Origin of the sequence: Streptococcus mitis, assembly GCF_003944325.1 — a bacterium.
Lineage (GTDB): Bacteria > Bacillota > Bacilli > Lactobacillales > Streptococcaceae > Streptococcus > Streptococcus mitis_CW.
Genome location: NZ_RJPX01000031.1, coordinates 1 through 24,309 on the forward strand (window position 1 = coordinate 1; position 24,309 = coordinate 24,309).

Consider the following 24,309-nt stretch of genomic DNA (forward strand, 5'->3'; position numbering starts at 1 on the left):
ATATTATTCTCTACCTTATCGGTCTGGTAGCCACTACCGAAGTCTAATTGATAAGCTGTATTCTCATACTTACCACCTGTTTGACCCAATTCCTTCTTAACAGTCATTGGATTGGTAATCGTCAGAACTTCTCCAGCTTGCACATAGGTCTTGTAGAACTCTTCTGGATTCTCTGCCTCAAACACTTGGATAGCTCCTTTTGGTTTGAAGTTGCTTGATTTAAGAGCTTCTTGTACACCTGATGGGGCCTTAGCTAAACTCTCATAAAGAGCCATTTTCAACCCTTTAACCACTTGACCTTTAGAATCCGTTACTTGAACACCGTCTTGATTGATTGTAACTGCTTCTTCTGGGAAGTCATCTACAATATAGAACCCTTTGGCAATACGGTCTTTATCCGCTTCAATGCCCTTGTATTGGCTATAATCTGCCGTTACCTTGTAGTAGTTGACAGAGCCTGCCAATACCTGTTTACCACCGATGTTCACACCTGCCTTGTTCAGATTCTTCTTGGTAGGTTTCACGGTAGGAACGTTATTTACAACTGTATCTGTTTGATAACCGTTACCAAAATCAACTTGATAAGCTGTATTTTCAAATGATTTCCCTGTATTTCGTAGTTCTTCCTTGGTTACCATTGGATTAATAATTGTAACCGATTTTCCTGATTTAATATACTGGTTAAAATAAGCTTCTGGATCATCCACTAAAAATACTTGGAAAGCACCCTTGGGCTTAATTTCAGAACTAGCAAGAAATGCTTTGACCTTATCATTATCAACGGAATCTATAGAATCATACTGATACACTGAGATACCAGAAACTTCTTTTCCTTCGCTATCAATATAACGAATATCTGATTGATTAGTAGTCACTGCCTCTTCTGGATAATCATCCATTGCACCAAAGCCTTTCAGAATAGCGGATGGATCTGCCTTTATTCCCTTATACTGATCATAATCCAAGGTAATATGGTAGTAATTTGTCGAACCAGCTAGAACTGTTTTTCCATCAATAATAACACCATCCTTATTATGATTGTGTTTTATTGGCTGAATTAAGTTGTTATTTGGATTATCAGGGTCATTCGGTTTACCAGGTGTTGATACCTGAACAATATTTGAATAACTTTCGTACTTATTGTTAATTTTTAATTGGAAGTTATTCTTGTAGGTTGCACCATCATTCGTTACTTTACCAACTAAAATTGGAGCTGGTACTTGTACTTCCTTACTTAAATCTTGATTAAGCTTAGATTTCAAACTTTCTAAGCCTTTCACACGAACAACATGGCTCGCTTTATCATAAGTTAATTCAAAATCAGAATTGATCTTCTTTGAAGCTTCAACATCTAACACAAAACCTGAAGGCAAGGCATCCACAATTTCAAAGTCGGTAATAGCTTCACGATTAGCTGGAAGAGGCTTAGTTGTTAATTCCCACTCTACCGTTGAAAGTTTTGGTACATAGCTTTTATTAATAGATTCCCCCTTAGAATTCTTGACAAACTTTTCTAGGTTCGGACGAATTCCAAAGGAATTATAGTGATAATGAATTTCAGGTTTAGGAATAACATCTGGAACAGTCGTTAATAATGGAGCTGGAGGTAATTCTTTTAAGGGTTTTATTTCTTTCAATTTAGGAGCTGTCACAGTTGAATGGACAACACCCTTAGCTGAGGAGCCAAATAAGTTAAACTGTAAACCTCCAGAAGTTTTCATAAAGCTAAAAGCATTATAAACATTAAAATCCCCATCCTTAACTGTTCCATCTAAAACACTTTTTCTTGCATAAAAAGTATAGTCAAAACTATCTCCGTAACCGCTAACCAAGTAGGTTCCCTCAGGAGCTTGAGCTTTATCTCCAGCTATCCCATTTTCAAAAGGAGCATAAACTTTATGACCTTCATAGATTTTTAAACCTCGAACATAAGAACCTTTAGAACCACTATACGTTAGTTTATCTTCATCTGGAGAATATAACTGATCTTTTAAAGTGACATCACTAAACACAAATTCTGAACCTTGATTCCAATCGACATCCGAAATCATTGTAGAAAGTGCTACTTTTGCCTTTTTCCCATTCTTTAAAAATTCTACATGAAATTTAAGACTCTCCAAATTATTATAATAGAACATTAGACTATCATCTTTAGCTGCCTTACCAACAGTTAGAGCAGGTAGAGTTCCATATTCTCTAGTTGCCGCATTGTCCTTATCTGTATTCAACTCAGTACTACTATACTTGTATGCCATTTTTGGCTCTTCAGCAACTGTAAAACGTAGATCTAGTTTACTACCATCTTCAAATTCTCCAACATTAGCTAGCTTAAATGTCAACCCTTTATGAACATCATAAAACTTTGTAGATAAAGTCTTATCGCCCGTACCTTCTTTCCATGGATCCTTATAAGCTCTATTGACAAATTTATCTGCTACTCCAGCTATATCTTCCACTTTTGTATCTGTTTTCCAACGAATACTTCCAGTCAAATTTTCCGCATGTGTCTTTCCCTTATCATTTAATAACAGGAAGTCGTAATATTTAATTCCACCCTGGTCTTTAGATTTCAACTTATGAATCTTGTCCTCAAACTTCCCAGCATCTGAACCTAGAAGGTTTTCTAACTCTGAACTAAGCCAATCTCTACCAGGATCACCAGCTAACTTTTGTCTAATTTGATCTTCACTTTTATAACTGCTTCTCCATTTTTCTTTCAAAGACTCTAATCTTTTGTTAAATTCTTCTTCTGTTAGCTTACTGAATTTCTTTATAGTCTCCAAAGGAAAACCATGATAACCGATACTAGTTGCATAAGTTCGATCAAAACCACCATATAAAGATAAACCATCTTTAGAATCTACCAAAGGCTTATTTCCAACAATACTTTCAACATTAGTCGATGAATGGTTAGCCTTTGCCTCTTCATACTCTTTGGTTAATCGTTTGTTTTCTTCCTCAATAGCTTTATTTTCAAGAGAAGTTACGGCATTTTCTTTCTCTACTTTTTCTAATTCACGAGCATAATTTGCTTGTTTTTCAGTATTTTCTTTTCTAATACGCTCAACATTAGTATTTACCGATTTAGATTGATTCTTATATTCCTCTACTTTTTTTTCGATCTGTTCTTTTTGATTGCCATAGTCTTGTTTTATATCAGCCAACTTTGCATTTGCGTCTGTTGCTGTTTCTGCAATACCTTTATCAACTGGATTTTCTTTTACAACTACTAAACCTGCATCCCTAGCCTTATCAACAGCAGAATCTAGTTCCGTATGGGGAACTTGAATAGGTAATGCTCCCTGCTTTTGACCACTTCTCCCTTGATTATCTGTAGAAATACTACTTGGATTCGTCTGTGCATAGGGAGCATTCGTAGCCTTATTTTCAGTTATTTCGTCTGCAAGAGCTGGACTTAGAAGACTTAAACTAGCTAGACCAAGAATAACTCCACACGTTCCCCAACGTTTGGTCTTTCGGATTGATCCGAATGCTCTTGTTTCATTATTGAATTTCATGTTTATAATTCATTCCTTTCGTTTCACTCAAGGCACAACACAGAATGAAAGAGTGTTGTGCTCTTTATTTTGTTTTATAGTATTCAATTTTATTTACTTTCGATAATAATTTGAAGGAGCTCTTGCTCTAAAACATACAATGATCATTTTTCCCCAATCAAAAAGTCACCAAGAGTTCTTGATGACTTTAATAAATTTAATTTTCCTTAGATTCTCGTTTGATTTTCATCAAACTTAAAAGTGATATAGTTACCATCCCCAATAACCAGAGACTTGAAGATTTTTCACCCGTCTTAGGGAGTTCATTTGTTGTAGCTGGAGCTTGATAGACTGGATTTTCCACTTTTGCTACTTGATTCTTAACTTCATCTTGGACATACTTCGAAATCTTGTCATTTGGAACTACTGGAGTAGGATAATTTTCATCTTGTTCAATACTTACTTTTTGAACCTCTAAATCTTTTTGATGCTCAATTTCTTGTTGTGCTTTCAGATAATCACGATAAGCCGACAATAACTCTTTATGAGCCTCTAATACCTTTCTTTGTTCTGCTTTTGCAGTTTCTAGTTTGACTAGTGCTAACTCTAGAATTGATTTCTTTTCTTTCAAAACTTCTTGAGCAGATTCAAGATTCACTTTTGCCTTTTCTAAGAGTTGTGGGGCATTTTGCAAAACTTCCACTCGCTCTTTTGATGCTTTCAAGGCTTCAGTTAATTCTAAAAGTAAGCCTTGACGATTGAGGACAAGTTCTTTAATTCGATTAAGTTCACCTTGTTTAACAATCAATGCCTCTTTCTCAGCAGTCAAAGCTTCATTCAGCGATTGCCATTCAGTTTGTTTTTCAGCTAGTTTTTCTTTAGCAATCATGAGCACTTCACGTTTAGTTTTAACATCTGCATTCAACTGTTCCAAAGCCTCTTGCGCTTGTTTATTTTCTAAACCAGCTTTTTTAAGGTTTGCTTCTGCCTGCTTCAACTTAGCTTCTGCTTCAGGAGTTTTTAATGCAATATTCTGAATGTCTTTACGATTAGTCACTGCATTTTGCGCAGCAACTTCTGCTTGAGTATATTCTGTCTGTGCTTGTTCTTTTCTAGCTTTCGCATCTTTGTTAGTAGTTTGCGCATCATTAAAAGCATCCTGAGCCTGTACTACAGAGTCTCTGGCTACTTGAATTTTTTCCTGAAGACTAGCTACATTGTTCTTAGTATCAATCTTAACGTTTTGATGGAACTCATTTTTCAGTAAATCAATTGTTTTAGAATCTGTTCCAACATAGTGCATCGCAACCAAACCTCGATCTAGTTTTCGAGTTGCTACACCAATGTATTGTAGAGTGACTGACTTGCGATTAAGTCCTGCAAAATTCAAAGCATGACCCCAATCAGCATGTTTATCATGAAATAGCATCATAACGATGTTATTGTATGACTGCTGTTTTAAATCAGCTAGTGTCACTACATCACCTGTTTTTTGAAATCCTATATTTTCAGAAAGAAGACTTTGATTCCCTTGATTTAAACCTACTTCTTTCGCGACAACATCCAAAGCAGCCTGATCATGTCCATATTGATTGGTCGATAGTTGAGTAGCCTTTTGTGCCACTTTCTGCATATCTCGATTCACTAGAACTGGAATATCATCTGTTCCCATCACCCGACGGAAATCATTAATCAGATGCGCATTGAAAGAAGCAAGTTCCTCTTGAATTTCAGTAGATAGATAATTAACATTTTCAATTACAGTTTTTTTATCTACTTCACTTTGTTTAAAAAGGGAAACTGGATTGCTGTAATAGCTATTACCTCCATCAGGAGTTTTAAAGCCAGCAGTTATCATGCCTTTCTTAGCAATTTCATGTAACTTTTTAGAATTCTCTTCGGTAGGATTCTTGAAGTAAGCCTTCAAAGCTTCTACATATCCAGCAGGATAAGTGATAGAGGTCGTTGTCAAACTATCCAGAATACTTTGAACCTTAGATAGATTCTCTTTAGCTACTCGATACTGATTTTCAACGTTAGAAGCTTGAGTGGTTGCTTGATCTAGCGCCTGCGCTTTCACCAACCTAGTTCCTTCAGTACTCGTTACCTCTACTTCTGCCTGTTTCAGTTTAGAAGCACGTTGGTCATCCGCTTTTTTAGCAGTCACCAAATCTTCTCGAGCTTGTGATGCAACTTTTTCGCTCATTTCCAAGTTTCGCTTTGTAGCTTCAGCGTTGGCGATGACATCTGCAACTCCAGTGCCGTCTAAAATAGCCTGTTTTTCAGCTACGGTTCGTTCTGCATCTGTAACTTCTTTTGTTTTGTCAGCAAGTTTTCTAGTAGCTTCTGTGACATTTACTTCCTGATCAGTAACATTCTTTTCAGCTAGCTTTTGTTGCTCTTCAGCAGAGGACAGTTCTTTTTGAGCTTTCTTCTCAGCAACCTCTTTTACAGAAACATCTTCTTTTGCATCCTGGATATTTTTAGGAGTAGCTTCCTTGACAGCTTTCTCCGCTTGAATAACAGTTTCTGTTGCTTCTTCAACTACTTTCTCTGCATCTTTTACCTCGTTTTGATTAGATTTTACAATCTCCTCCTGGTTTTTTACAACCGCGTTTGCCTGTTCCACATTTGCTTGAGAGAGTGCGACATCAGTTTCTGTAACTGTTTTTTGAGTTACTGTCTTCTGTTGGTTACTTGAAGTTAACTCTGAAGGTTTTACCTCTTCTGCAGTAACTTGCGTCGTTACGCCAACACTTGCGGTTGCGATAACACTAGCCAACATAACTTTCTTAACTTCATTCATGATTTCCATTTGATTTCTCCTTTTTGATATTATTTAAAACAATGCTTATTTGAATAGTCTTTTAGTTTTCGTGAGATTTTATCAGACAATTTATTTGGTATAAAAGTCATAGATACCAGAATCCCTGATGATAAAAGAATAGCTGTAACTATGATCTGTATAATACTCATTTCTTCACCTTTTCATAACATCACCTATCTGCTTTCAGCAACAAAGAAATAGTTCCTTGTTCCCTAAAACAGATAGATGAGGCTCTATCTGTTAAATTTTACCGTTAGGTCGGTGATAACCTTTACCAGTTAGCTGTAAGATTAGTTTATTCCCCTGTTTGATTCGTCTAGCAACTAAAACATCCCCACGTTTAATGGTGCGTATATCTCTATAGATTTTAGAGTAATCTGCAATCATTTCAACGATTTGAAGTTTTCCTGCTACATATCCTTTTTTAGGAATAAGACCATACTTACTAGTTAATTTCATTTCTTCACCACTTGCAAGTCGTGCAGTTGCATCACCTTGCAAACCTAGTCGTCTTAAGTCAGTGAGTGTAACCTCACTAGTTGATTTTATTTGATTCATATTGTCCTCCTTTTTGAATCAAAGGCTGATTTACAGCCATGCCGAGTTGATGCCGTACATCTCTACTGTGTTTTTTACGCACGATTTATAGTTTAGAAATCGCAAACTCTTTCGTCTTACGGGACAAGTCAACCGTGACTTTACATCATGCAGTCAGCACTAGATATACTTTCTAGATACACACCACCCCTATTCTTCTTTTTATGCCTAGACTGCGCTAATCAGGACAGTGGAGATATTCAATTTTCAAAGAACAAAAGTAGTTTCATGACTTGCTCAGGTCAAATATTTTAGAAATATGGGGCTATCTTAATTCCAGTCTTCACCTACTAAAGAATCGTAATCTTCTCCACAACACGGACAGAATCCGCATTCCTCAGCAGAATCGAACTCTGTATCACACATTGGACAATCTACTAGCATGGTAATCTCCTATCCTTATTTTGTCCGATAGGTTATCTTCTTCACCCATCTAGGGTTGATAGAAAACGGTGGAGTCGCTGATGTAAAATTCATACTCGCTCCTGTTCCAAATGAACTTGATACCAATTTTTCTAGTTCCTCCAAGTTGGAAGTGACGGAAATACTGTCTACCGTTTTATCAAAATACTCTACAATCATTTCAATTTCTTGAACTGGTTGGGAAGGTGTAGCTTTCATAGCTTGCCCTCTGTAAATTCTCTCTTGGCTATTAAACAATCCCATAAAGTCAACTCTCTTTCTTTTAGCAATTTGTTGTAATTCTTCTTAACTTGATATATTTCATTTTCAATTATTTCCCATACATTTCCTAGCATTACTATTATAAATTGCAAGTAAACCATTATAAACGTATTCAGCAATCACTTCTGATGAACGGGCAAATCGCATATTTTCTAAAGCATATCTATAACGTTCTTCAAATGGCATCATGATATAAGCCGCCATCGTATCTGAGTAATTTTCTTCTAACAGCTGAGAATAAACTAAATCATAGATATAATCCTTATCATACCTGCTAGCTTTATCAACTTTTCTGGAAAGACTGTCTTGTTTATTATTTTGGGAATTTTTAGGGAATCTCTCCTCGTCCTCCTCAGAAATAACTAATTCAGTGTCATTACTATTAGTCTCACTATATTCAGTATCGTTAGGGGCTAAATCTGACACCAGCCCCGTATAAATCTGACACCCCCCTGGTGTTTTTTTGACACCCCCCTGGTCTAAATCTGACACCCCCCTAGTGTCAGATTTGAAATCACCTGATTTATCAACCATTCTAGCAACTGTGTCATCTTGCAAGAGACCAAGATAAATTCGATTAGCTAGATTTCCTGATTTACTTGTAGATTGTTGAACCTCATGAATTAATCCATACTCTGTGAGTTGCTTCTTAATTCTTAATAGGGTAGATTTTGAACAGTTAAGGATCTTCATCAAATTAGAGTTAGAATATACCAAATAGATATTTCCATCTTCATCAATCCAATTATTCTTGAAAGAAAGATCTAGTCTATCTTTAAGCATAGCATAAGCGACTTTTGCATCTAACCTCATATCTTCATAAATAGGATTTTCAAACAAAACCTTTGGTAAGGCATAAAAGCGATCAGATGTCTGATAATGGCTGGCACTAATAAACTGAATTTGTCTCATCAACTACACCTCTTTCAGTCTAAAGTCACCATTCACGTTAAATCCTATCAATCCAAAGGCCTCAAGTTCTTCTATACTTGCTATTATTTCTTTTCGTGTTGAACCTGTTTCCTTCATCAAAAACTGGATTATCATCTCTCTTGAAATTCTCTCCTTACTTTTTCGTCTCATAATTTTACCTCCCAAAACACAAAAAAGAGCTAACGGAATTTTCCGTTAACTCAATATTTTCTATTTACCTCAAAACACTAGACACTTACATAGCAGAATTCCTAAAAAAATCGCAATAAAACCACCTAGGTAGGTTAAAGCTAAATAAGAATAAAATACCTTCTTATCGCTTAGCAACCTTTGAAGTTCGTCATTCAAGGTCGAAAAAGTTGTTAACCCTCCACAAAATCCTGTTGCTAGGATAGTATAAACTTCCTTGGACTCCACATGGTTGTAGAGCAAGCCAATCAAAAAACAACCTAGAAGATTGGCTATGAGCGTTCCGAGTGGCAATTTAGAAGTTTGATTATAGCGGGAAAAGAAATACCGTACGAGCGCTCCAAGACCACAAGCAATTGCAAGATAGACGATTACCATTTCTTCCTCCCTAAATAGTAAGCTAAAAGCAGTCCTCCACCGATGCTCAAAAGCAAATACAGGACTAAACTAAGATAACGCCCTGTATCAAGCAGTTTCACAGCATCAAGCATGAGACTGGAAAAGGTTGTCAAACCTCCACAAAAGCCCGTCCCTAGTGCTAAAATAACTCCCTTACTGGTTCCCTTATAGACCAAATAGCCTTTTACCAGATAAACCAAGCAGAAAATGCCTAGATAGTTAACAAGAAGGGTGCCCCAAGGAAAATCAGGACTGGCTGGCAACCAAGTAGAAACCAGGTAGCGAACCAATCCGCCCACCATGGCAGCTAGAAAAATCCCTAGCGGATAAAATTGTTCTTTTTTCATTTGATGTTTTGATCCTGATAATCACGCGAACGTTTGAGTATGTCCGAAAATGTTGCGACAATAGTCTCCTGATAGCGCTTGTCCTCTACACGATTTCTGACCTTTTCAAAGATAATCGCTTCTCTCTTGGTATCTAAAATCGGTTTCCCTGAAGCCTTCTTATAAGCGACAACCCCTTCAACTAAATGCATACGTGCTTCTAATAGTTTGACAATTTGGTCGTCGATTTGATCAATCTCTTGCCGAATACTATCTAAATCCATACAGTCTCCTCCTTTATTTGAATTATTGTATCAAAAAGCCACCAAATAGGCTAGTAAAATCCCAACTCACGATAAGAAAAATGCACTGATTGATTGCATCAGCGCACGTTTATGCTTATCCTACTTTAGCAGCCAATTCTTCTGCGAATTGTTCCAAGCGTTCAATGTCTTCTTCCTCAGCAGAGAGATCAACTTTAACACACTCTGAGCCTTTTTCTGCTCCTGTTGACACAAAAACACGGTCAAAGTCATCAACAGCCTTACAGAATTCATCGTAGAAGGTATCTCCTGAGCCGACCACTCCGTAGATTTTACCATTCAAATTGAGATCTGCTAGGTCTTCGTAGAAGTCCATCATCTCATCTGGCAATTCTCCGTCGCCATAAGTATAAGTCGCAACGATAGCGATGTCTGCTTCCAAGAAGTCTGAAGCGTCAACAGTTGTACATTCATCAACATCGACATCCAAGCCCAAGTCACGTAATTTGTCTGCTACAATGTCTGCAATTTCTTCGGTATTACCGGTCATACTGGCAAATACAATTTTTGCTAATGCCATATCGTCCTCCTCAATTTATCTTTCTCCATTATATCACATCTTTTTCATTTTAAAAATAAAAATTCTTGTGCTACAATGAAATGAGAAAGAATTGAGGTTATTTATGGAAATTTGCCATCAAATTTTAGAAAAAATTAAAGAATACGACACGATTATCATTCATCGTCATATGAAACCAGACCCTGATGCCTTGGGAAGTCAGGTGGGATTGAAAGCTCTTCTCAAACATCATTTCCCAGAAAAAACCATCAAAGCAGTTGGTTTTGATGAACCAACTCTTACTTGGATGGCTGAAATGGATCTTGTTCAAGATAGTGCCTACCAAGGTGCCCTTGTTATCGTCTGTGATACGGCGAATACTGCTCGTATCGATGATAAGCGCTATCGTCAAGGTGATTTTCTCATTAAGATTGACCACCATCCAAATGATGATGTATATGGTGACCTATCTTGGGTGGATACTAGTTCAAGTAGCGCTAGTGAGATGATTACCCTATTTGCCCAAACAACCCAACTTGCCTTGTCAGATCGCGCTGCTGAGTTGCTCTTTGCAGGAATTGTTGGTGATACAGGTCGCTTCCTCTACCCTTCTACGACTGCACGCACCCTCCGCCTTGCTGCTTATTTGAGAGAACATAACTTTGACTTTGCGGCTCTCACTCGAAAAATGGACACTATGAGCTACAAAATTGCTAAACTTCAAGGCTACATTTACGACCATCTGGAAGTGGATGAAAATGGTGCTGCTCGTGTTATCCTGAGTCAAGAAGTCTTGAAACAATTTAATGTTACTGATGCTGAAACTGCAGCCATTGTTGGAGCACCTGGACGTATTGATAGTGTGAGTCTCTGGGGAATTTTTGTGGAGCAGGCTGATGGCCACTACCGTGTCCGCTTACGCAGTAAAATCCATCCTATCAATGAAATTGCCAAAGAACATGATGGTGGAGGCCACCCTCTAGCAAGCGGTGCTAATTCCTATAGCCTAGAGGAAAACGAAATCATCTACCAAAAGTTAAAAAACTTGCTTAAAAACTGATAAAATACTTGCCAAACTTTTCAGAATCTGATAGACTAGTATGGTAACAATCTATGGCTCGCAAAGAGACCATGGCAGAAAGGAAATATTGCAAAATGAAAAAAGATATCCATCCAGAATATCGCCCAGTTGTCTTCATGGACACAACTACTGGTTACCAATTCCTTAGCGGTTCAACAAAACGTTCTAACGAAACAGTTGAGTTCGAAGGCGAAACTTACCCATTGATCCGTGTGGAAATTTCATCAGACTCACACCCATTCTACACTGGACGTCAAAAGTTCACTCAAGCAGATGGACGCGTGGATCGTTTCAACAAAAAATACGGTCTCAAATAATGATAAAAAGACAGCTTCGGCTGTTCTTTTTTGTTTCTTGAAATTAACTGCTGTTTTCATATTCCAGACTCATACTCTTCGAAAATCTCTTCGGTAATTTAATGTTAGGGGATTTATACTAACAATAGACTTTTAACTTCAAAATTGATAAAATAAAAAAGAAAATAATTGAAAAAGGAAACTGTAAATCACCATGATGAACATGCAAAACATGATGCGTCAAGCACAAAAACTTCAAAAACAAATGGAACAAAGCCAAGCTGAACTTGCTGCTATGCAATTTGTTGGAAAATCTGCTCAAGACCTTGTTCAAGCGACCTTAACAGGTGACAAAAAAGTTGTCAGCATTGACTTCAATCCAGCTGTCGTTGACCCAGAAGACCTTGAAACTCTTTCTGATATGACCGTTCAAGCCATCAACTCTGCTCTTGAACAAATCGATGAAACTACCAAGAAAAAACTAGGGGCTTTCGCTGGGAAATTGCCATTCTAATCATTAAAAAAACAAGCATTCAAGAGAATACTTGCCTATCGTGGGAGGAACAACTGTTCCTCTTTTTGCTTATTAAAAATTAAAGAATTCCATGGCCTGTTTGAAAAGCAATTCAGTATACTCTGGGTCTTCTTGGGCAATGGTAACTTGATCTTGAATCATTTCCAAATCATCCGTTATCATGCCATCAGCTCCCAAATGAACTGATTTATCAAAGGACTCTGAACTATTGATGGTCCAAACGTACAATTTCTGATCCGTATTCCAAAGCTTGTTAACAAAATTTTCATCTAAAGTTGAATACTCCATAGTATAACCTGTGGCCTTGGTTCTTGGAAAGATACTATTGTAAGGTAGGATGAAATAGACTGGAATTTGAGAATCGTAGGCTAGCACCTGATCAATCACATGGTAGTCTAAAGATTGCATTTGATGACCATTCTGCTTAAGAACCGTTCCATATTTTTCCATAAAGCGTTTCATCATATCTGGACTATCTTTTCGACTGGTTTTAATTTCAATGAGGAGTTTTTGATGCAATTCATTGGCTTTATTGAGATAGTCATCAAAACTGGACACCTTGCTATGATAACCATTTTCTGAAATATCAAGTTTGGTTAATTCTTTCAAAGTTAGATCCTGTGGATTGGCATTAACTCCTGTCAGGTTCTTGATATTGGCATCATGCATCATGACAAACTGGCCATCTTTTGTTTCCTGAACATCTGTCTCAACGAAATCTGGAGATAACTGAGCGGTTTTTTCTAGTGATTGGACGGTATTTTGTACACCATTCTTATTGGATACTCCCCTATGAGAAATGATTAAAGGTTTATTGGCGACTGGAGCTTCTAAATAAACATAACCCTCAAGAGTGAAAAAGATACAAGCACAGCCCATCACTCCCCATCTCATCCAGTGGTCTTTCTTTCTCCTTGGTGTGATTTCTAGTTCTTCTCCTGTTAAGAAGGAAACAAACTTAATGAGAAAGTAAGTCAAGGCTATATAGTGGAAATTCTTAATCAAGACAAAGTTAATAATTCCCAGTACAAGAGATTCCTTATGGGTCAGACCATCCATCAGTGCCTGACTTGCTAATATTGGAATCAATAAAAGAATGAAAAATAGGTAGGTTTTGACGACAATCCAAAGCAAGTTCCAAGTATAAAACCAGGAGTACTTTCTTGTCTTCTCTAGACTGTATCTGACTGCTTCTTTGACTGTTTTCTTCTCAAATAAAAGCTGAGGTAGGGCAAACATGAAACGCACTGAAATGTAAAATAGAAGTAAAGCCAAAATAGTAACCACTATACCTATCAGCCAATACTTGTCTTCCACATAATCAACGATAAAGTCTGGAATGACAATTTTATTGAGATAGTAAATCTTTAAAATCTTTCGAATCAATGGAAAGAGCATCATGACATAAAAGAAGATAAAGGCTATCTTGGAAATCGTCACTTGCTTCATAAACAAGAAACTTTGGCGAAAGACCTTACGACTGTACTCCAGCAAGGTCCTTTTTTCATGGCATAATAAATGCCGAGCACCAATAAAGAGAAGTCCTATCTGGTAATAGGCGATCAATAAATTAACAATCACCAGAATAAATAAAGCAAGACTAACAAAGGGAGAACCCTTTATAATGGCAAAAATATTGTTGTAGGAAAGAAAGAGATAGCCTGTCTGACGGAGCAAAAGTCCAGCAATCCAAGAATTTGCTGGTAACCAGACAAACTCAATCATCATAAAAGTCAAGAAAAATAGAAAGAGTATTTTATCTAGATTAAAGTATATCTGCTTAAAACCTAGATTTTTAGGTTTTTCAGGTTTCATAGGCACTCCTAGTCAAATAATTGAGACAAGTCCAAGCCTCCAAAAGGATTGTTCAATAGGCTACTTTCTGTCTCTAACAATTCTCTAGCTTGATCCGACTCTAGAAAGGACTCGTAAACACGCGCTGTCATACGTGCATCCTCTAAGCTATTATGAGACTGACCTTGAAATCCGAGAAATGAGGCAACAGTTTGCAATTTGAGATTGGCAATACCATGTAAATCAGAACTCCGACGTTCAAAAGCTTCATCATACAGATCCACCTTGTACTGCTGACTGTAGTCTAAACCATGCTCTGCTAAAATAGGCAAATCACTTTTAGCAGCATTGTATCCAACCATTGGCAAAGAACCCACAAAATCTTGGAATTCTTTTATGACTTCCTCCACTGGAGGAGCATCTTTTAAGGTCTCAGCTGTAATCCCCGTCAATCCATTGATAAAACTTTTTAAAGGTACATTGGTATGAACATAGGAATCATAGGCATCGATTTCCTGACCATCTCTAAAACGCACTGCCGATACTTGAATCAAGTGTGTTTGCCCTTCATGCTGATTAAACTCTAAGTCGAAAGCAATGTAATCTTCTAATCGTTCCATTTTCTACCTCTCCTATACTGTTATTTTATACTCTTCGAAAATCTCTTCAAACCGCGTCAGCTTCGCCTTGCCGTAGATATATGTAACTGACTTCGTCAGTCTTATCTACAACCTCAAAGCAGTGCTTTGAGCAGCCTGCGGCTAGCTTCCTAGTTTGCTCTTTGATTTTCATTGAGTATTACTTGAGCAACTATACTATTTAGAAATAAAAGAAGCCATCAGGTTAGCATTTAACCTAAACAGCTCCTTGATTATCCTCCAAATAAACGAGCAAAAAAGCCTTTCTTAGTTGATTGGACTTCTTCTTTTGCTTGGTCCAGCTCTAGCTTAAGATTTTCTTGATCCTTCATGGCTTGAAGGGTCAATTGTTGCTGCTGATCTAGTTGTTTGTCTTTCTCAGCAATCTGACGGTCTTTGATGCGCATCTGCTCGTCTTTTTCTGATAACTGACGATCCTTGGCTTTTAATTGTTCATAGAGACGAAGAATTTCTGCATTCTTCTCATCAACCAGAATCTCCATCAGTTCACGCTGCTTGACATCTTCACTGACAGGCTCATCTTCAAAAATCGTTTTTTTATAGATTTCTTCTAGCTTAATCAAGCCACTTCTGGTAACGACCGTTACCCCTTTGTCGTTTTTATCTGTGTCTTCTTCTGGTAATTCTTTGACACGGTTATTGATTGCTTGGCGAGATAATCCTAAAACCTCTGCAATCTCACTGACGGTCATTTCAATACTCATAATATCCTCTGAAACGTTTTCTAGCTTTTCTTTACTTAAATCTTATCATAAGCTAGAAAAACTGTCAAATTTTCGCTTAATCTAAGGCCTTCAAAAAGGCTAATAAAACTTGGGCAGAGCGACGTCCAGCTTCGATAATAAACTCATCAAATGAGATAGAGGCCTCGTGATTGGCATTGTCACTCATAGCTCGAATAACTAAAACTGGAAGATTAAGAGCATGTGCTGCTTGAGCAATAGCTGCCCCTTCCATCTCAACGGCTAAAACTTCTGGGAAATGAGACTTAATCGCTTCTATCTTGTCATTTCCTGCAACAAAACTATCTCCTGTAGCAATCAAACCAAGATGCCAGTTTTGGTCCAATTGAGATAAACTCTCTTGAATTTTAGCAACAAAGGCTTTATCTGATTCGAAATAAAGCGGTTGTTGTGCCATTTGTCCATAGGCATAGCCAAAAGCTGTGACATCCACGTCATGATAAGCCAATTTGTCAGCAATCACAACATCCCCAACAGCAATACCTTCTGCTACTGCCCCAGCTGATCCTGTATTAATTAGAGCATCCACTTGAAAATGATCAGCCAAAATCGCCACACTCATAGCAGACATGACCTTACCAATTCCACTTTCTACAAGAACGACTTCATGAGATGCAATGGTTCCTGTATGATAGGTATTCCCCAAAACAACTTGCTCTTGGGCATTGTCTAGATGCTGGACCAGATAAGCCAGTTCTTCTGGCATAGCCGCAATAATTCCTATTTTCATTTCAATTCCTTTTCTATTACAAAAGTTTCATTGCTAAGACAAGCAAAATCAAGAGAAAGATGACTGCGAATAAGATTTTATTCAGTTTAGAATTGAAGACATTTCTCTTGGTATTTTCGATGCGACGGCTTTTATGAATAGACGGTTCGACCTGAATCTTCAAGGTTTCCTGGCTAAATCCATGATCCTTAGGATTGGCATAACCAAAACGGGAAGAAGATGTTGGTAAAATCTTAGTCTCCTCATCATCTAGCAAAGGGGGACCTGAAATTTTTTCGCCTCTATTAGCTCTTTCAATCATTTCATCCGTTAATAAAGGTTTACCCATACTGACCTCCTCTATTTTTTCTGCAATTCCCAGTATTGAACAGCCATAATTGTCTTGGCATCGCAGATATGACCTGATTGGATCAATTCCTTGGCTTCTTCTAGACTTACTTCTAGGACTTCCAAGGTTTCATCTTCATCCTGCGGACGCGGATTTTCCACCTTTGTCAAATCTCTTGCTAGGTATAGTTTTAGTTTTTCATTACAGAAGCCAATGGCTGAATAAAAATCGTACAAGAGTTCTAACTTCCCTGTATAGGCTGTTTCTTCCTCTAATTCACGCAGAGCCGCTGCAACAGGGTCTGTATTTTCTCCTACTTCCAATTTTCCAGCTGGAATTTCGTAAGAGACAGCCTCGATAGCTTTGCGGTACTGCTTGACCAAGATGAGTTTTTGTTCATCGGTTACGGCTAAAACACAGACAGCTCCATTATGGAAAATCAAATCCCGCTGGGCAGTTCCTTTACCTTCTGGTAATTCAACCTGATCTTGAACCAGTTTAAATATTGGTCCTTGATAGATTTCTTTTCGGCTAAGCGTTTTTTCTTCAAATTCCATGATAGGCTCCTACTGATTCTTGGGATGATGAGGAAGGCGTGTTGCATATTCATCTTTGTTGACCTGACGACCACGGCCAATAGCAATAGCATCTGCCGGCACGTCTTTAGTAATAGTTGAACCAGCACCAACAAGAGAATTGTCACCCAACTCAACTGGGGCAATAATGGTTGAATTTGAACCAACAAAGACATTGTTGCCAATGACTGTCTTGTATTTGTTTTTACCATCATAGTTGACTGTAATGGTTCCTGCACCGAAATTAACGTGGCTACCCACTTCACAGTTTCCGATATAAGTTAAATGACCAGCCTTGGTATTCTCGCCGATTGAAGAGCCTTTAACTTCAACAAAGTTACCAATATGGACTTGTGCAGCTAGACTTGAACCTGGACGAATGTGGGCATAAGGTCCGACAGTCACACCATCTGCAACACTGCTTTCCTCAATCATAGAATTGGTAATGACTGCTCCTGCTCCGATAGTGCTATCCACTACATACGTTCCATTTGTCAAAACAGTCTCAGCACCAATTTTCGTTTGCCCTTTCAAGGTAACATTGGCTTCGATTTGAACTTCAGGAGCAATCTCAACATCAATATCGATATAAGTTGCTTCTGGATTGACAAAGCTGACCCCATTGACCATATGCTGACGATTAATGCGACGACGCATAACTGACTCAGCTGTCGCAAGAGCCACACGGTCATTTACCCCAAGACTTTCATCAAAATCTTTCAAAGTATAAGCACCAACTTTTTCACCAGCTTCACGGAAAATACCAATGACATCTGTAATATAGTATTCGCCTTGAGCATTGTTGGTATTGATATTTTTCAAAGCCTCAAACAAACGCTCGTTGTCAAAGACGTATGTTCCAGTGTTGATTTCCTTGATTTGTTTTTCAAAATCTGTAGCATCCTTTTGCTCAACAATACGAAGAACTTCAGCATTGTCATTACGAACAATTCGTCCATAGCCAAAAGGATTATCTGTTTCAGCAGTCAAGATAGTGGCCACATTTTTATGATTGATATGGAAATCAATCAAGTTTTTCAAACTTTCACCTGTGATTAAAGGAGTATCTCCTGCGATAACCAAGGTGTGACCTGACAAACCTTCTAAGATAGGCTCTGTCATCATAACTGCATGACCCGTTCCTAACTGTTCAGATTGAGTCACAAATTCTGTCTGTCCAGCCAAGACCTCTTCAACCAATTCCGCCTTGTGTCCTACAACTGTTACTGTCTTTTCAGGTTGGATAGCTCCCACACTACGGAAAACATGTTCCAACATAGAAATACCCGCAACCTTGTGCAAAACTTTTGGCAAATCAGATTTCATGCGAGTCCCTTTACCCGCTGCTAAAATAATGGCATAATTTGACATAATCTTCTCTTTTCTCTAGAAATTCCCTTTTATTATACCATATTTCAAATCATTCCGCGCTCTTGAATGAAAAAATGCTCTAAAGTCCTTTCCTTAACCCATTTTTTGAGTATTTTTTTTGATTTTTTCCCATTTTTAAGGTAAAATTATGAGATATGAGAAAGAAAATTAATCCACTTATTTTATTTGGTTTTTTTGGGATTATAATTTTCATTTTAATCCTGAATCGTCCTCGTTTTGAGGATCATCCTGTAAAAACAAAGTCAAATATCGCGCAAGTAGAGACACAAGCGCTACACAATATAGATAAACCAGTAATTGATGTTTCTGGTTGGCAACGTCCTGAGGAAATTAATTACGATACTCTGTCTCAAAACATTTCTGGAGCTATCGTTCGTGTCCATAGTGGCGCTCAGTCTTCAAAAGAAAACGATGCTTCCTTTGTTAATGGGGTAGATAAGGCCTTTAAAACCCATATTACCGAGTTTCAAAAACGAAATGTCCCAGTTGGTGTCTATGCCTTTGTAGCTGGAAAAAGTGTCCAAGAAATGGAAAAGGCCGCTGAAGTTTTTTATAACGCTTCATCGCCATACAGCCCTAGCTACTATTGGCTAGATGTGGAAGACAAAACTATGTCCAATATGAACGAAGGTGTTGAAGCCTTTCGTGCAAAGCTAGAATCCCTAGGTGCTAAAAACATCGGCATCTACGTTGGGGTCTACTTCATGGAAGAACACAGTATTGATACAGACAAGTTTACCTCTGTTTGGATTCCTTCCTATGGTTCTGACTCAGGATTTTACGAGGCAACTCCTAAGACTGATTTAGATTACGACATTCATCAGTACACATCTAAAGGAAAAATTGCTGGCTTTGACCACGATTTGGACATCAACGTCATTTCTTCCTTAAAAAACAAAGAAGAAACCTTTAGAAAACTCTTTTTAAAACCTTAAAAGCATTTGTTTAGCATTTGCTTTTTCTTTTTGTTTTAGATTGTGATACAATATAGTAAGGATTTTTTGAAATAGAAATAGTTGGAGGAAGTATATGCTCTCATGGTTAGCACGTATTATTAAAGGAATTGTGATTGCTCTTGGATTTATCTTACCGGGAATTTCCGGAGGGGTTCTAGCAGCAATCTTAGGAATTTATGAACGAATGATTGGCTTTCTGGCCCACCCCTTTAAAGACTTTAAAGAAAATGTTTTGTACTTTATTCCAGTTGCCATCGGTATGCTTCTGGGAATCGGCTTATTTTCTTACCCGATTGAATACTTGCTTGAAAATTATCAGGTCTTTGTCTTATGGAGCTTTGCAGGAGCTATCATTGGTACTGTTCCTAGCCTCCTCAAAGAATCAACTCGAGAATCTGACCGAGACAAGATTGATTTAGCTTGGTTCTGGTCAACCTTTATCATTTCTGGATTAGGACTCTATGCCTTAAATTTTGTCGTTGGAACCTTAAGTGCCAGCTTTCTTAATTTCGTCCTAGCAGGTGCACTACTGGCTCTTGGCGTATTGGTTCCTGGCCTTAGTCCATCAAATCTACTTTTGATTTTGGGTCTCTATGCTCCTATGTTGACTGGTTTTAAAACCTTTGACCTCTTGGGAACCTTCTTCCCGATTGGAATTGGTGCAGGTGCAACTCTCATCATTTTTTCAAAATTGATGGATTATGCCTTAAATAACTACCACTCACGCGTCTATCATTTCATCATCGGAATCGTCTTATCAAGTACTCTTTTAATCTTAATCCCAAATGCAGGAAACGCTGAAAGTATCCAATACATGGGGCTTTCACATGTCGGTTATGTCATCATCGCCTTCTTCTTTGCACTAGGAATCTGGCTTGGTATTTGGATGAGCCAATTGGAGGATAAGTATAAATAATGGCAAAAAAAGTTAAAATCAAAAAAACATTGGTGGAACAAATCCTGTCTAAAGCAGGTATCCCACATCAGGGGATTCAAATCAATGCGCTTGAAGGAGAACTTCCGCAAGGTTATGAACGAGATCAGATTTTCAAAACCTTGGCTCTTTTGGGAGATAAAACAGGACCGATTATCGGAATTGTCCCTATCACTCAACACCTGTCAGAAAAGAAATTAGCTAAAATTTCTGGCAATAAAAAAGTGAGCATGATTCCACAAAAGGACTTGGAAAAAACAACAGGTTATATTCATGGAGCCAATAATCCTGTCGGTATTCGTCAGAAACACAATTACCCCATTTTTATCGATAAGATTGCTCTAGACTTGGATCAAATGATTGTCTCTGCTGGGGAAGTGGGTCACAGCATTATCGTCGCACCACAAGACTTGGCTAGCTTTGTAAAGGCTGACTTTGCAGATATCTTGGAGGGCAACCAAGAATGAAACTCTACTTTGTCCGCCACGGTCGTACCCTCTGGAACCAAGAAGGTCGTTTTCAAGGTGCTAGTGGAGATTCTCCCCTTCTTCCTGAATCCATTGAAACCCTAAAACAACTCGGCCAGTATCTCAAGGATATTCCTTTTGATCAGATTTATGCAAGTGATTTACCTCGAGCGGTCAAATCTGCTGAGATTATCCAAAGTCAACTCCAGACGCCCTGTCCTTTAGAAAGTGTTCCTAATCTCCGTGAATGGCAACTGGGGAAGTTGGAAGGTTTGAAAATCGCAACCTTGGAAGCTATTTACCCGCAACAAATCCAGGCTTTTCGTTCAAATCTGGCTAAATTCGACACTCAAATGTTTGGAGCCGAATCCCTCTATAGCACAACAAAACGGACCATCCAATTTATCAAATCACTCAAAGATAGTCCAGCTGAGCGTATTCTAATTGTCGGCCACGGCGCCAATCTTACTGCCAGTCTTCGTACTCTACTAGGCTATAAAGAACCTCTTCTTCGTAAAGATGGCGGTCTAGCAAATGCCAGCCTGACCATTATAGAAACCCATGATTTTGAAACATTTACTCTCGATACGTGGAATGATACTTCTTATCAATGAAGAACTTGATTTTATACTCAATGAAAATCAAAGAACAAACTAGGAAACTAGCCGCAGGCTGCTCAAAACATGGTTTTGAGGTTGTAGATGAAACTGACGAAGTCAGTAACATACATACGGCAAGGCGACGTTGACGTGGTTTGAAGAGAATTTCGAAGAGTATTAGTGTCAAGTTCTTTTTAGTTTTTAAAGATTATCCGTGAATTTCTTGGCTATTTATGATAAAATGGGAGTATCGCAAAAAATGACTCATCGTATTCAATTTTGAGTAAAACTAGGAGGATCCCATGTCAACAGAACATATGGAAGAACTAAATGACCAGCAGATCGTTCGCCGTGAAAAAATGGCTGCGCTCCGTGAACAAGGAATTGATCCCTTCGGAAAACGTTTTGAACGCACTGCTAACTCTCAAGAATTAAAAGATAAATATGCTGACCTCGATAAAGAACAATTACACGATAAAAACGAAACAGCTACTATCGCAGGACGCTTGGTAACTAAACGTGGTAAAGGTAAAGTTGGATTTGCCCACCTTCAAGACCGCGAAGGCCAAATCCAGATCTACGTTCGTAAAGATGCTGTCGGTGAAGAAAACTACGAAATCTTCAAAAAAGCAGACCTTGGTGACTTCCTTGGTATCGAAGGCGAAGTCATGCGTACAGATATGGGAGAACTCTCTATCAAGGCAACCCACATTACACACTTGTCTAAGGCCCTTCGTCCACTTCCAGAGAAATTCCACGGTTTGACAGACGTTGAAACAATTTACCGTAAACGTTATCTTGACTTGATTTCTAACCGCGAAAGCTTCGAGCGCTTTGTCACTCGTTCAAAAATCATCTCTGAAATCCGTCGTTACCTTGACCAAAAAGGCTTCCTTGAAGTAGAAACGCCTGTTCTTCACAACGAAGCTGGTGGTGCTGCTGCTCGTCCATTTATCACTCACCACAATGCCCAAAACATTGACATGGTCCTTCGTATCGCAACTGAGCTTCACTTAAAACGCCTTATCGTTGGCGGTATGGAACGTGTCTATGAGATTGGCCGTATCTTCCGTAACGAAGGAATGGATGCTACTCATAACCCTGAGTTTACTTCTATCGAAGTTTACCAAGCTTATGCAGACTTCCAAGACATCATGGACTTGACGGAAGGTATTATCCAACACGCTGCTAAATCAGTCAAAGGTGATGGCCCAGTTAACTATCAAGGTACTGAAATCAAGATCAACGAACCATTTAAACGTGTTCACATGGTGGATGCTATCAAGGAAATTACTGGTGTAGACTTCTGGCAAGATATGACTTTGGAAGAAGCCAAAGCTATCGCTGCTGAGAAGAAAGTTCCAGTTGAGAAACACTACACTGAAGTTGGTCACATTATCAATGCCTTCTTTGAAGAGTTTGTTGAAGAAACCTTGATTCAACCAACCTTTGTCTATGGCCATCCAGTAGCTGTATCTCCACTCGCTAAGAAAAATCCTGAAGACGAACGCTTTACTGATCGTTTCGAGCTCTTCATCATGACTAAGGAGTACGGTAATGCCTTTACTGAGCTCAACGACCCAATCGATCAGCTTAGCCGTTTCGAAGCCCAAGCTAAAGCTAAAGAACTTGGTGACGATGAAGCGACAGGTATCGACTACGACTACATCGAGGCCCTTGAATACGGTATGCCTCCAACAGGTGGTTTGGGAATCGGTATCGACCGTCTCTGCATGCTCCTCACTGATACAACCACTATCCGTGATGTATTGCTCTTCCCAACAATGAAATAATCTCTTATCCTCTGGCTCTCGTCAGGGGATTTTTTCATAGCCAAAAGAAATAGACTGAAGTTTTCACCTCAGTCTATTTTTCTATTGGACTTTAGAAAGGAAGTTTTTCTTTCTTAGTCTTCTTTTTTCTTACGAGCTACTAGTCCGAATGCACTCAACATTCCAAGAAGTCCAAGACTAGCTAGACCAGTCTTATCTTCTGTACCAGTATTTGGTAATTCCTTCTTGTCATTGGCTACGGTTGTTTCAACGGCTACTGGTTTAGAATCAGTATAACTTGTCTGAACTGGAGTAGCTACTGGTTTTTCTGGACTTGTAGGAGTCTCTGGAGAGCTTGGTTGCTCTTGATTGATTGGTTTGTTCACTTTCTTATAGTGATGTAGTGTATTTCCTTTAGCATCCGTTGTTGAATGACTAAATTCATATCCTTCCAACTCTATTGGATTGTGTTTTCCTTCTTTATCTGAAGTAATACGGTTTCCGTTTTCATCTAGGTATTCCGTTACAATCTGCACAGTTGAACCACCATTTTGAGCAATTGCTCCGCCACCATTTTGTGATTTAGGTGTTACTGTTACAGGAACTTCCACTGTAATCACTTTGCCATTTGGCAACTCTACTGTTACCTTAACTGGATCTTTCTTACCTGGCGTTGTTAAGTCTGGAATGTTTGCAACATTCGTTACTTTACCGCCTTCTGGAATCTTCATTCCTTTTATGTAATTCTCTGGAGTTAACGGTGTGCTTGTTACTGGTGTTTCAATTTCCTTAACTGGAGTAACAGTGACTGGAATATCAACTGTAATCACTTTGCCATTTGGCAATTCAATCGTTACCTTAACTGGATCTTTCTTACCTGGCGTTGTTAAGTCGGGAATGTTTGCAACATTCGTTACTTTACCACCTTCTGGAATCTTCATTCCTTTTGTGTAATCCTCTGGAGTTAACGGTGTGCTTGTTACTGGTGTTTCAATTTCCTTAACTGGAGTAACAGTGACTGGAATATCAACTGTAATCACTTTGCCATTTGGCAATTCAATCGTTACCTTAACTGGATCTTTCTTACCTGGCGTTGTTAAGTCGGGAATGTTTGCAACATTCGTTACTTTACCACCTTCTGGAATCTTCATTCCTTTTGTGTAATCCTCTGGGG

Annotated in this window: 26 protein-coding genes; 8 read left to right on the forward strand and 18 right to left on the reverse strand. The window is 38.4% G+C overall.

What is annotated here, in order from left to right; translation table 11 throughout:
- From D8787_RS11465 to D8787_RS08495, 10 genes are all read right to left on the reverse strand, one after another.
- A partial coding sequence (locus tag D8787_RS11465; protein ID WP_398575254.1) for an SspB-related isopeptide-forming adhesin occupies window positions 1-3,518 on the reverse strand: 3,518 nt, incomplete at its 3' end.
- Between the two features lie 196 nt (window positions 3,519-3,714).
- On the reverse strand, window positions 3,715-6,312 hold the full coding sequence (locus D8787_RS08460) for an SEC10/PgrA surface exclusion domain-containing protein (RefSeq protein WP_125422813.1): 2,598 nt from the start codon (window positions 6,310-6,312) through the stop codon (window positions 3,715-3,717).
- A gap of 252 nt (window positions 6,313-6,564) precedes the next feature.
- A complete protein-coding gene (locus D8787_RS08465; RefSeq protein ID WP_049524989.1) occupies window positions 6,565-6,882 on the reverse strand; it encodes a hypothetical protein in 318 nt (105 codons plus the stop codon).
- A gap of 438 nt (window positions 6,883-7,320) precedes the next feature.
- A complete protein-coding gene (locus D8787_RS08470; RefSeq protein WP_093584816.1) occupies window positions 7,321-7,587 on the reverse strand; it encodes a thiopurine S-methyltransferase in 267 nt (88 codons plus the stop codon).
- Window positions 7,588-7,650: 63 nt separating this feature from the next.
- Window positions 7,651-8,517, reverse strand: a complete 867-nt coding sequence (locus D8787_RS08475) for a replication initiator protein A (protein ID WP_093584813.1) — start codon at window positions 8,515-8,517, stop codon at window positions 7,651-7,653.
- Between the two features lie 3 nt (window positions 8,518-8,520).
- A complete protein-coding gene (locus D8787_RS11470; protein ID WP_002892762.1) occupies window positions 8,521-8,688 on the reverse strand; it encodes a hypothetical protein in 168 nt (55 codons plus the stop codon).
- A 69-nt stretch (window positions 8,689-8,757) separates the two neighbouring features.
- The gene (gene crcB / locus D8787_RS08480) at window positions 8,758-9,105 is read right to left on the reverse strand and encodes a fluoride efflux transporter CrcB (protein WP_125422816.1); all 348 of its coding nucleotides are present in this window, start codon (window positions 9,103-9,105) and stop codon (window positions 8,758-8,760) included.
- A complete protein-coding gene (crcB, locus tag D8787_RS08485) occupies window positions 9,099-9,473 on the reverse strand; it encodes a fluoride efflux transporter CrcB (RefSeq protein WP_125422819.1) in 375 nt (124 codons plus the stop codon). Before crcB (D8787_RS08485) ends, crcB (D8787_RS08480) begins: the two co-directional genes overlap by 7 nt.
- Complete coding sequence (locus D8787_RS08490; RefSeq protein ID WP_125422822.1) at window positions 9,470-9,736, reverse strand: chorismate mutase; 267 nt, start codon at window positions 9,734-9,736, stop codon at window positions 9,470-9,472. Before D8787_RS08490 ends, crcB (D8787_RS08485) begins: the two co-directional genes overlap by 4 nt.
- A 115-nt stretch (window positions 9,737-9,851) precedes the next feature.
- The gene (locus tag D8787_RS08495; RefSeq protein WP_001162128.1) at window positions 9,852-10,295 is read right to left on the reverse strand and encodes a flavodoxin; all 444 of its coding nucleotides are present in this window, start codon (window positions 10,293-10,295) and stop codon (window positions 9,852-9,854) included.
- A gap of 103 nt (window positions 10,296-10,398) precedes the next feature.
- On the opposite strand from D8787_RS08495, the gene D8787_RS08500 reads away from it, so the two are divergent.
- From D8787_RS08500 to D8787_RS08510, 3 genes are all read left to right on the forward strand, one after another.
- Window positions 10,399-11,334 carry a DHH family phosphoesterase gene (locus D8787_RS08500; protein WP_125422825.1) on the forward strand — a complete coding sequence of 312 codons (936 nt, stop codon included), beginning with the start codon at window positions 10,399-10,401 and terminating at the stop codon, window positions 11,332-11,334.
- 95 nt (window positions 11,335-11,429) lie between these two features.
- On the forward strand, window positions 11,430-11,672 hold the full coding sequence (locus D8787_RS08505) for a type B 50S ribosomal protein L31 (RefSeq protein ID WP_000710764.1): 243 nt from the start codon (window positions 11,430-11,432) through the stop codon (window positions 11,670-11,672).
- A gap of 193 nt (window positions 11,673-11,865) precedes the next feature.
- Window positions 11,866-12,165: a YbaB/EbfC family nucleoid-associated protein gene (locus tag D8787_RS08510; RefSeq protein ID WP_000981526.1), complete on the forward strand. Its 300-nt coding sequence runs from the start codon at window positions 11,866-11,868 to the stop codon at window positions 12,163-12,165.
- 72 nt (window positions 12,166-12,237) lie between these two features.
- On the opposite strand, the gene D8787_RS08515 is transcribed toward D8787_RS08510, so the two are convergent.
- The 7 genes from D8787_RS08515 to glmU all read right to left on the reverse strand — a co-directional run bounded on the left by D8787_RS08515 (window position 12,238) and on the right by glmU (window position 18,386).
- Window positions 12,238-14,001: a glycerophosphoryl diester phosphodiesterase membrane domain-containing protein gene (locus D8787_RS08515; protein ID WP_125422828.1), complete on the reverse strand. Its 1,764-nt coding sequence runs from the start codon at window positions 13,999-14,001 to the stop codon at window positions 12,238-12,240.
- A gap of 8 nt (window positions 14,002-14,009) precedes the next feature.
- The gene (locus D8787_RS08520) at window positions 14,010-14,600 is read right to left on the reverse strand and encodes a 3'-5' exonuclease (RefSeq protein WP_125422831.1); all 591 of its coding nucleotides are present in this window, start codon (window positions 14,598-14,600) and stop codon (window positions 14,010-14,012) included.
- Between the two features lie 251 nt (window positions 14,601-14,851).
- Window positions 14,852-15,343, reverse strand: coding sequence for a chromosome segregation protein RocS (rocS, locus tag D8787_RS08525; protein ID WP_000021242.1), 492 nt, complete (start codon window positions 15,341-15,343; stop codon window positions 14,852-14,854).
- 76 nt (window positions 15,344-15,419) lie between these two features.
- The gene (locus D8787_RS08530; protein WP_125422834.1) at window positions 15,420-16,112 is read right to left on the reverse strand and encodes a 5'-methylthioadenosine/adenosylhomocysteine nucleosidase; all 693 of its coding nucleotides are present in this window, start codon (window positions 16,110-16,112) and stop codon (window positions 15,420-15,422) included.
- 16 nt (window positions 16,113-16,128) lie between these two features.
- Entirely contained in the window at window positions 16,129-16,440 is a 312-nt protein-coding gene (gene macP, locus D8787_RS08535; RefSeq protein WP_000517861.1) for a cell wall synthase accessory phosphoprotein MacP, read from the reverse strand.
- 11 nt (window positions 16,441-16,451) lie between these two features.
- Complete coding sequence (locus D8787_RS08540; protein WP_102211186.1) at window positions 16,452-16,997, reverse strand: NUDIX hydrolase; 546 nt, start codon at window positions 16,995-16,997, stop codon at window positions 16,452-16,454.
- A 9-nt stretch (window positions 16,998-17,006) separates the two neighbouring features.
- Entirely contained in the window at window positions 17,007-18,386 is a 1,380-nt protein-coding gene (gene glmU / locus D8787_RS08545) for a bifunctional UDP-N-acetylglucosamine diphosphorylase/glucosamine-1-phosphate N-acetyltransferase GlmU (RefSeq protein ID WP_125422837.1), read from the reverse strand.
- Window positions 18,387-18,541: 155 nt separating this feature from the next.
- Here glmU and D8787_RS08550 point away from each other — a divergent pair, with 155 nt between their 5' ends.
- From D8787_RS08550 to lysS, 5 genes are all read left to right on the forward strand, one after another.
- Complete coding sequence (locus tag D8787_RS08550) at window positions 18,542-19,342, forward strand: GH25 family lysozyme (protein WP_125422840.1); 801 nt, start codon at window positions 18,542-18,544, stop codon at window positions 19,340-19,342.
- 94 nt (window positions 19,343-19,436) lie between these two features.
- On the forward strand, window positions 19,437-20,279 hold the full coding sequence (locus D8787_RS08555) for a DUF368 domain-containing protein (RefSeq protein ID WP_125422844.1): 843 nt from the start codon (window positions 19,437-19,439) through the stop codon (window positions 20,277-20,279).
- The gene (locus D8787_RS08560; protein ID WP_125422847.1) at window positions 20,279-20,764 is read left to right on the forward strand and encodes an aminoacyl-tRNA deacylase; all 486 of its coding nucleotides are present in this window, start codon (window positions 20,279-20,281) and stop codon (window positions 20,762-20,764) included. The genes D8787_RS08555 and D8787_RS08560 overlap by 1 nt, the downstream gene beginning before the upstream one ends.
- A complete protein-coding gene (locus D8787_RS08565) occupies window positions 20,761-21,378 on the forward strand; it encodes a histidine phosphatase family protein (RefSeq protein ID WP_125422850.1) in 618 nt (205 codons plus the stop codon). The genes D8787_RS08560 and D8787_RS08565 overlap by 4 nt, the downstream gene beginning before the upstream one ends.
- Window positions 21,379-21,665: 287 nt before the next feature.
- The gene (lysS, locus tag D8787_RS08570; RefSeq protein WP_125422852.1) at window positions 21,666-23,156 is read left to right on the forward strand and encodes a lysine--tRNA ligase; all 1,491 of its coding nucleotides are present in this window, start codon (window positions 21,666-21,668) and stop codon (window positions 23,154-23,156) included.
- 113 nt (window positions 23,157-23,269) lie between these two features.
- Here the strand turns inward: lysS and D8787_RS08575 are convergent.
- Window positions 23,270-24,309, reverse strand: a 1,040-nt coding sequence (locus D8787_RS08575; protein ID WP_125422855.1) for an LPXTG cell wall anchor domain-containing protein, incomplete at its 5' end; no start/stop codon positions are given.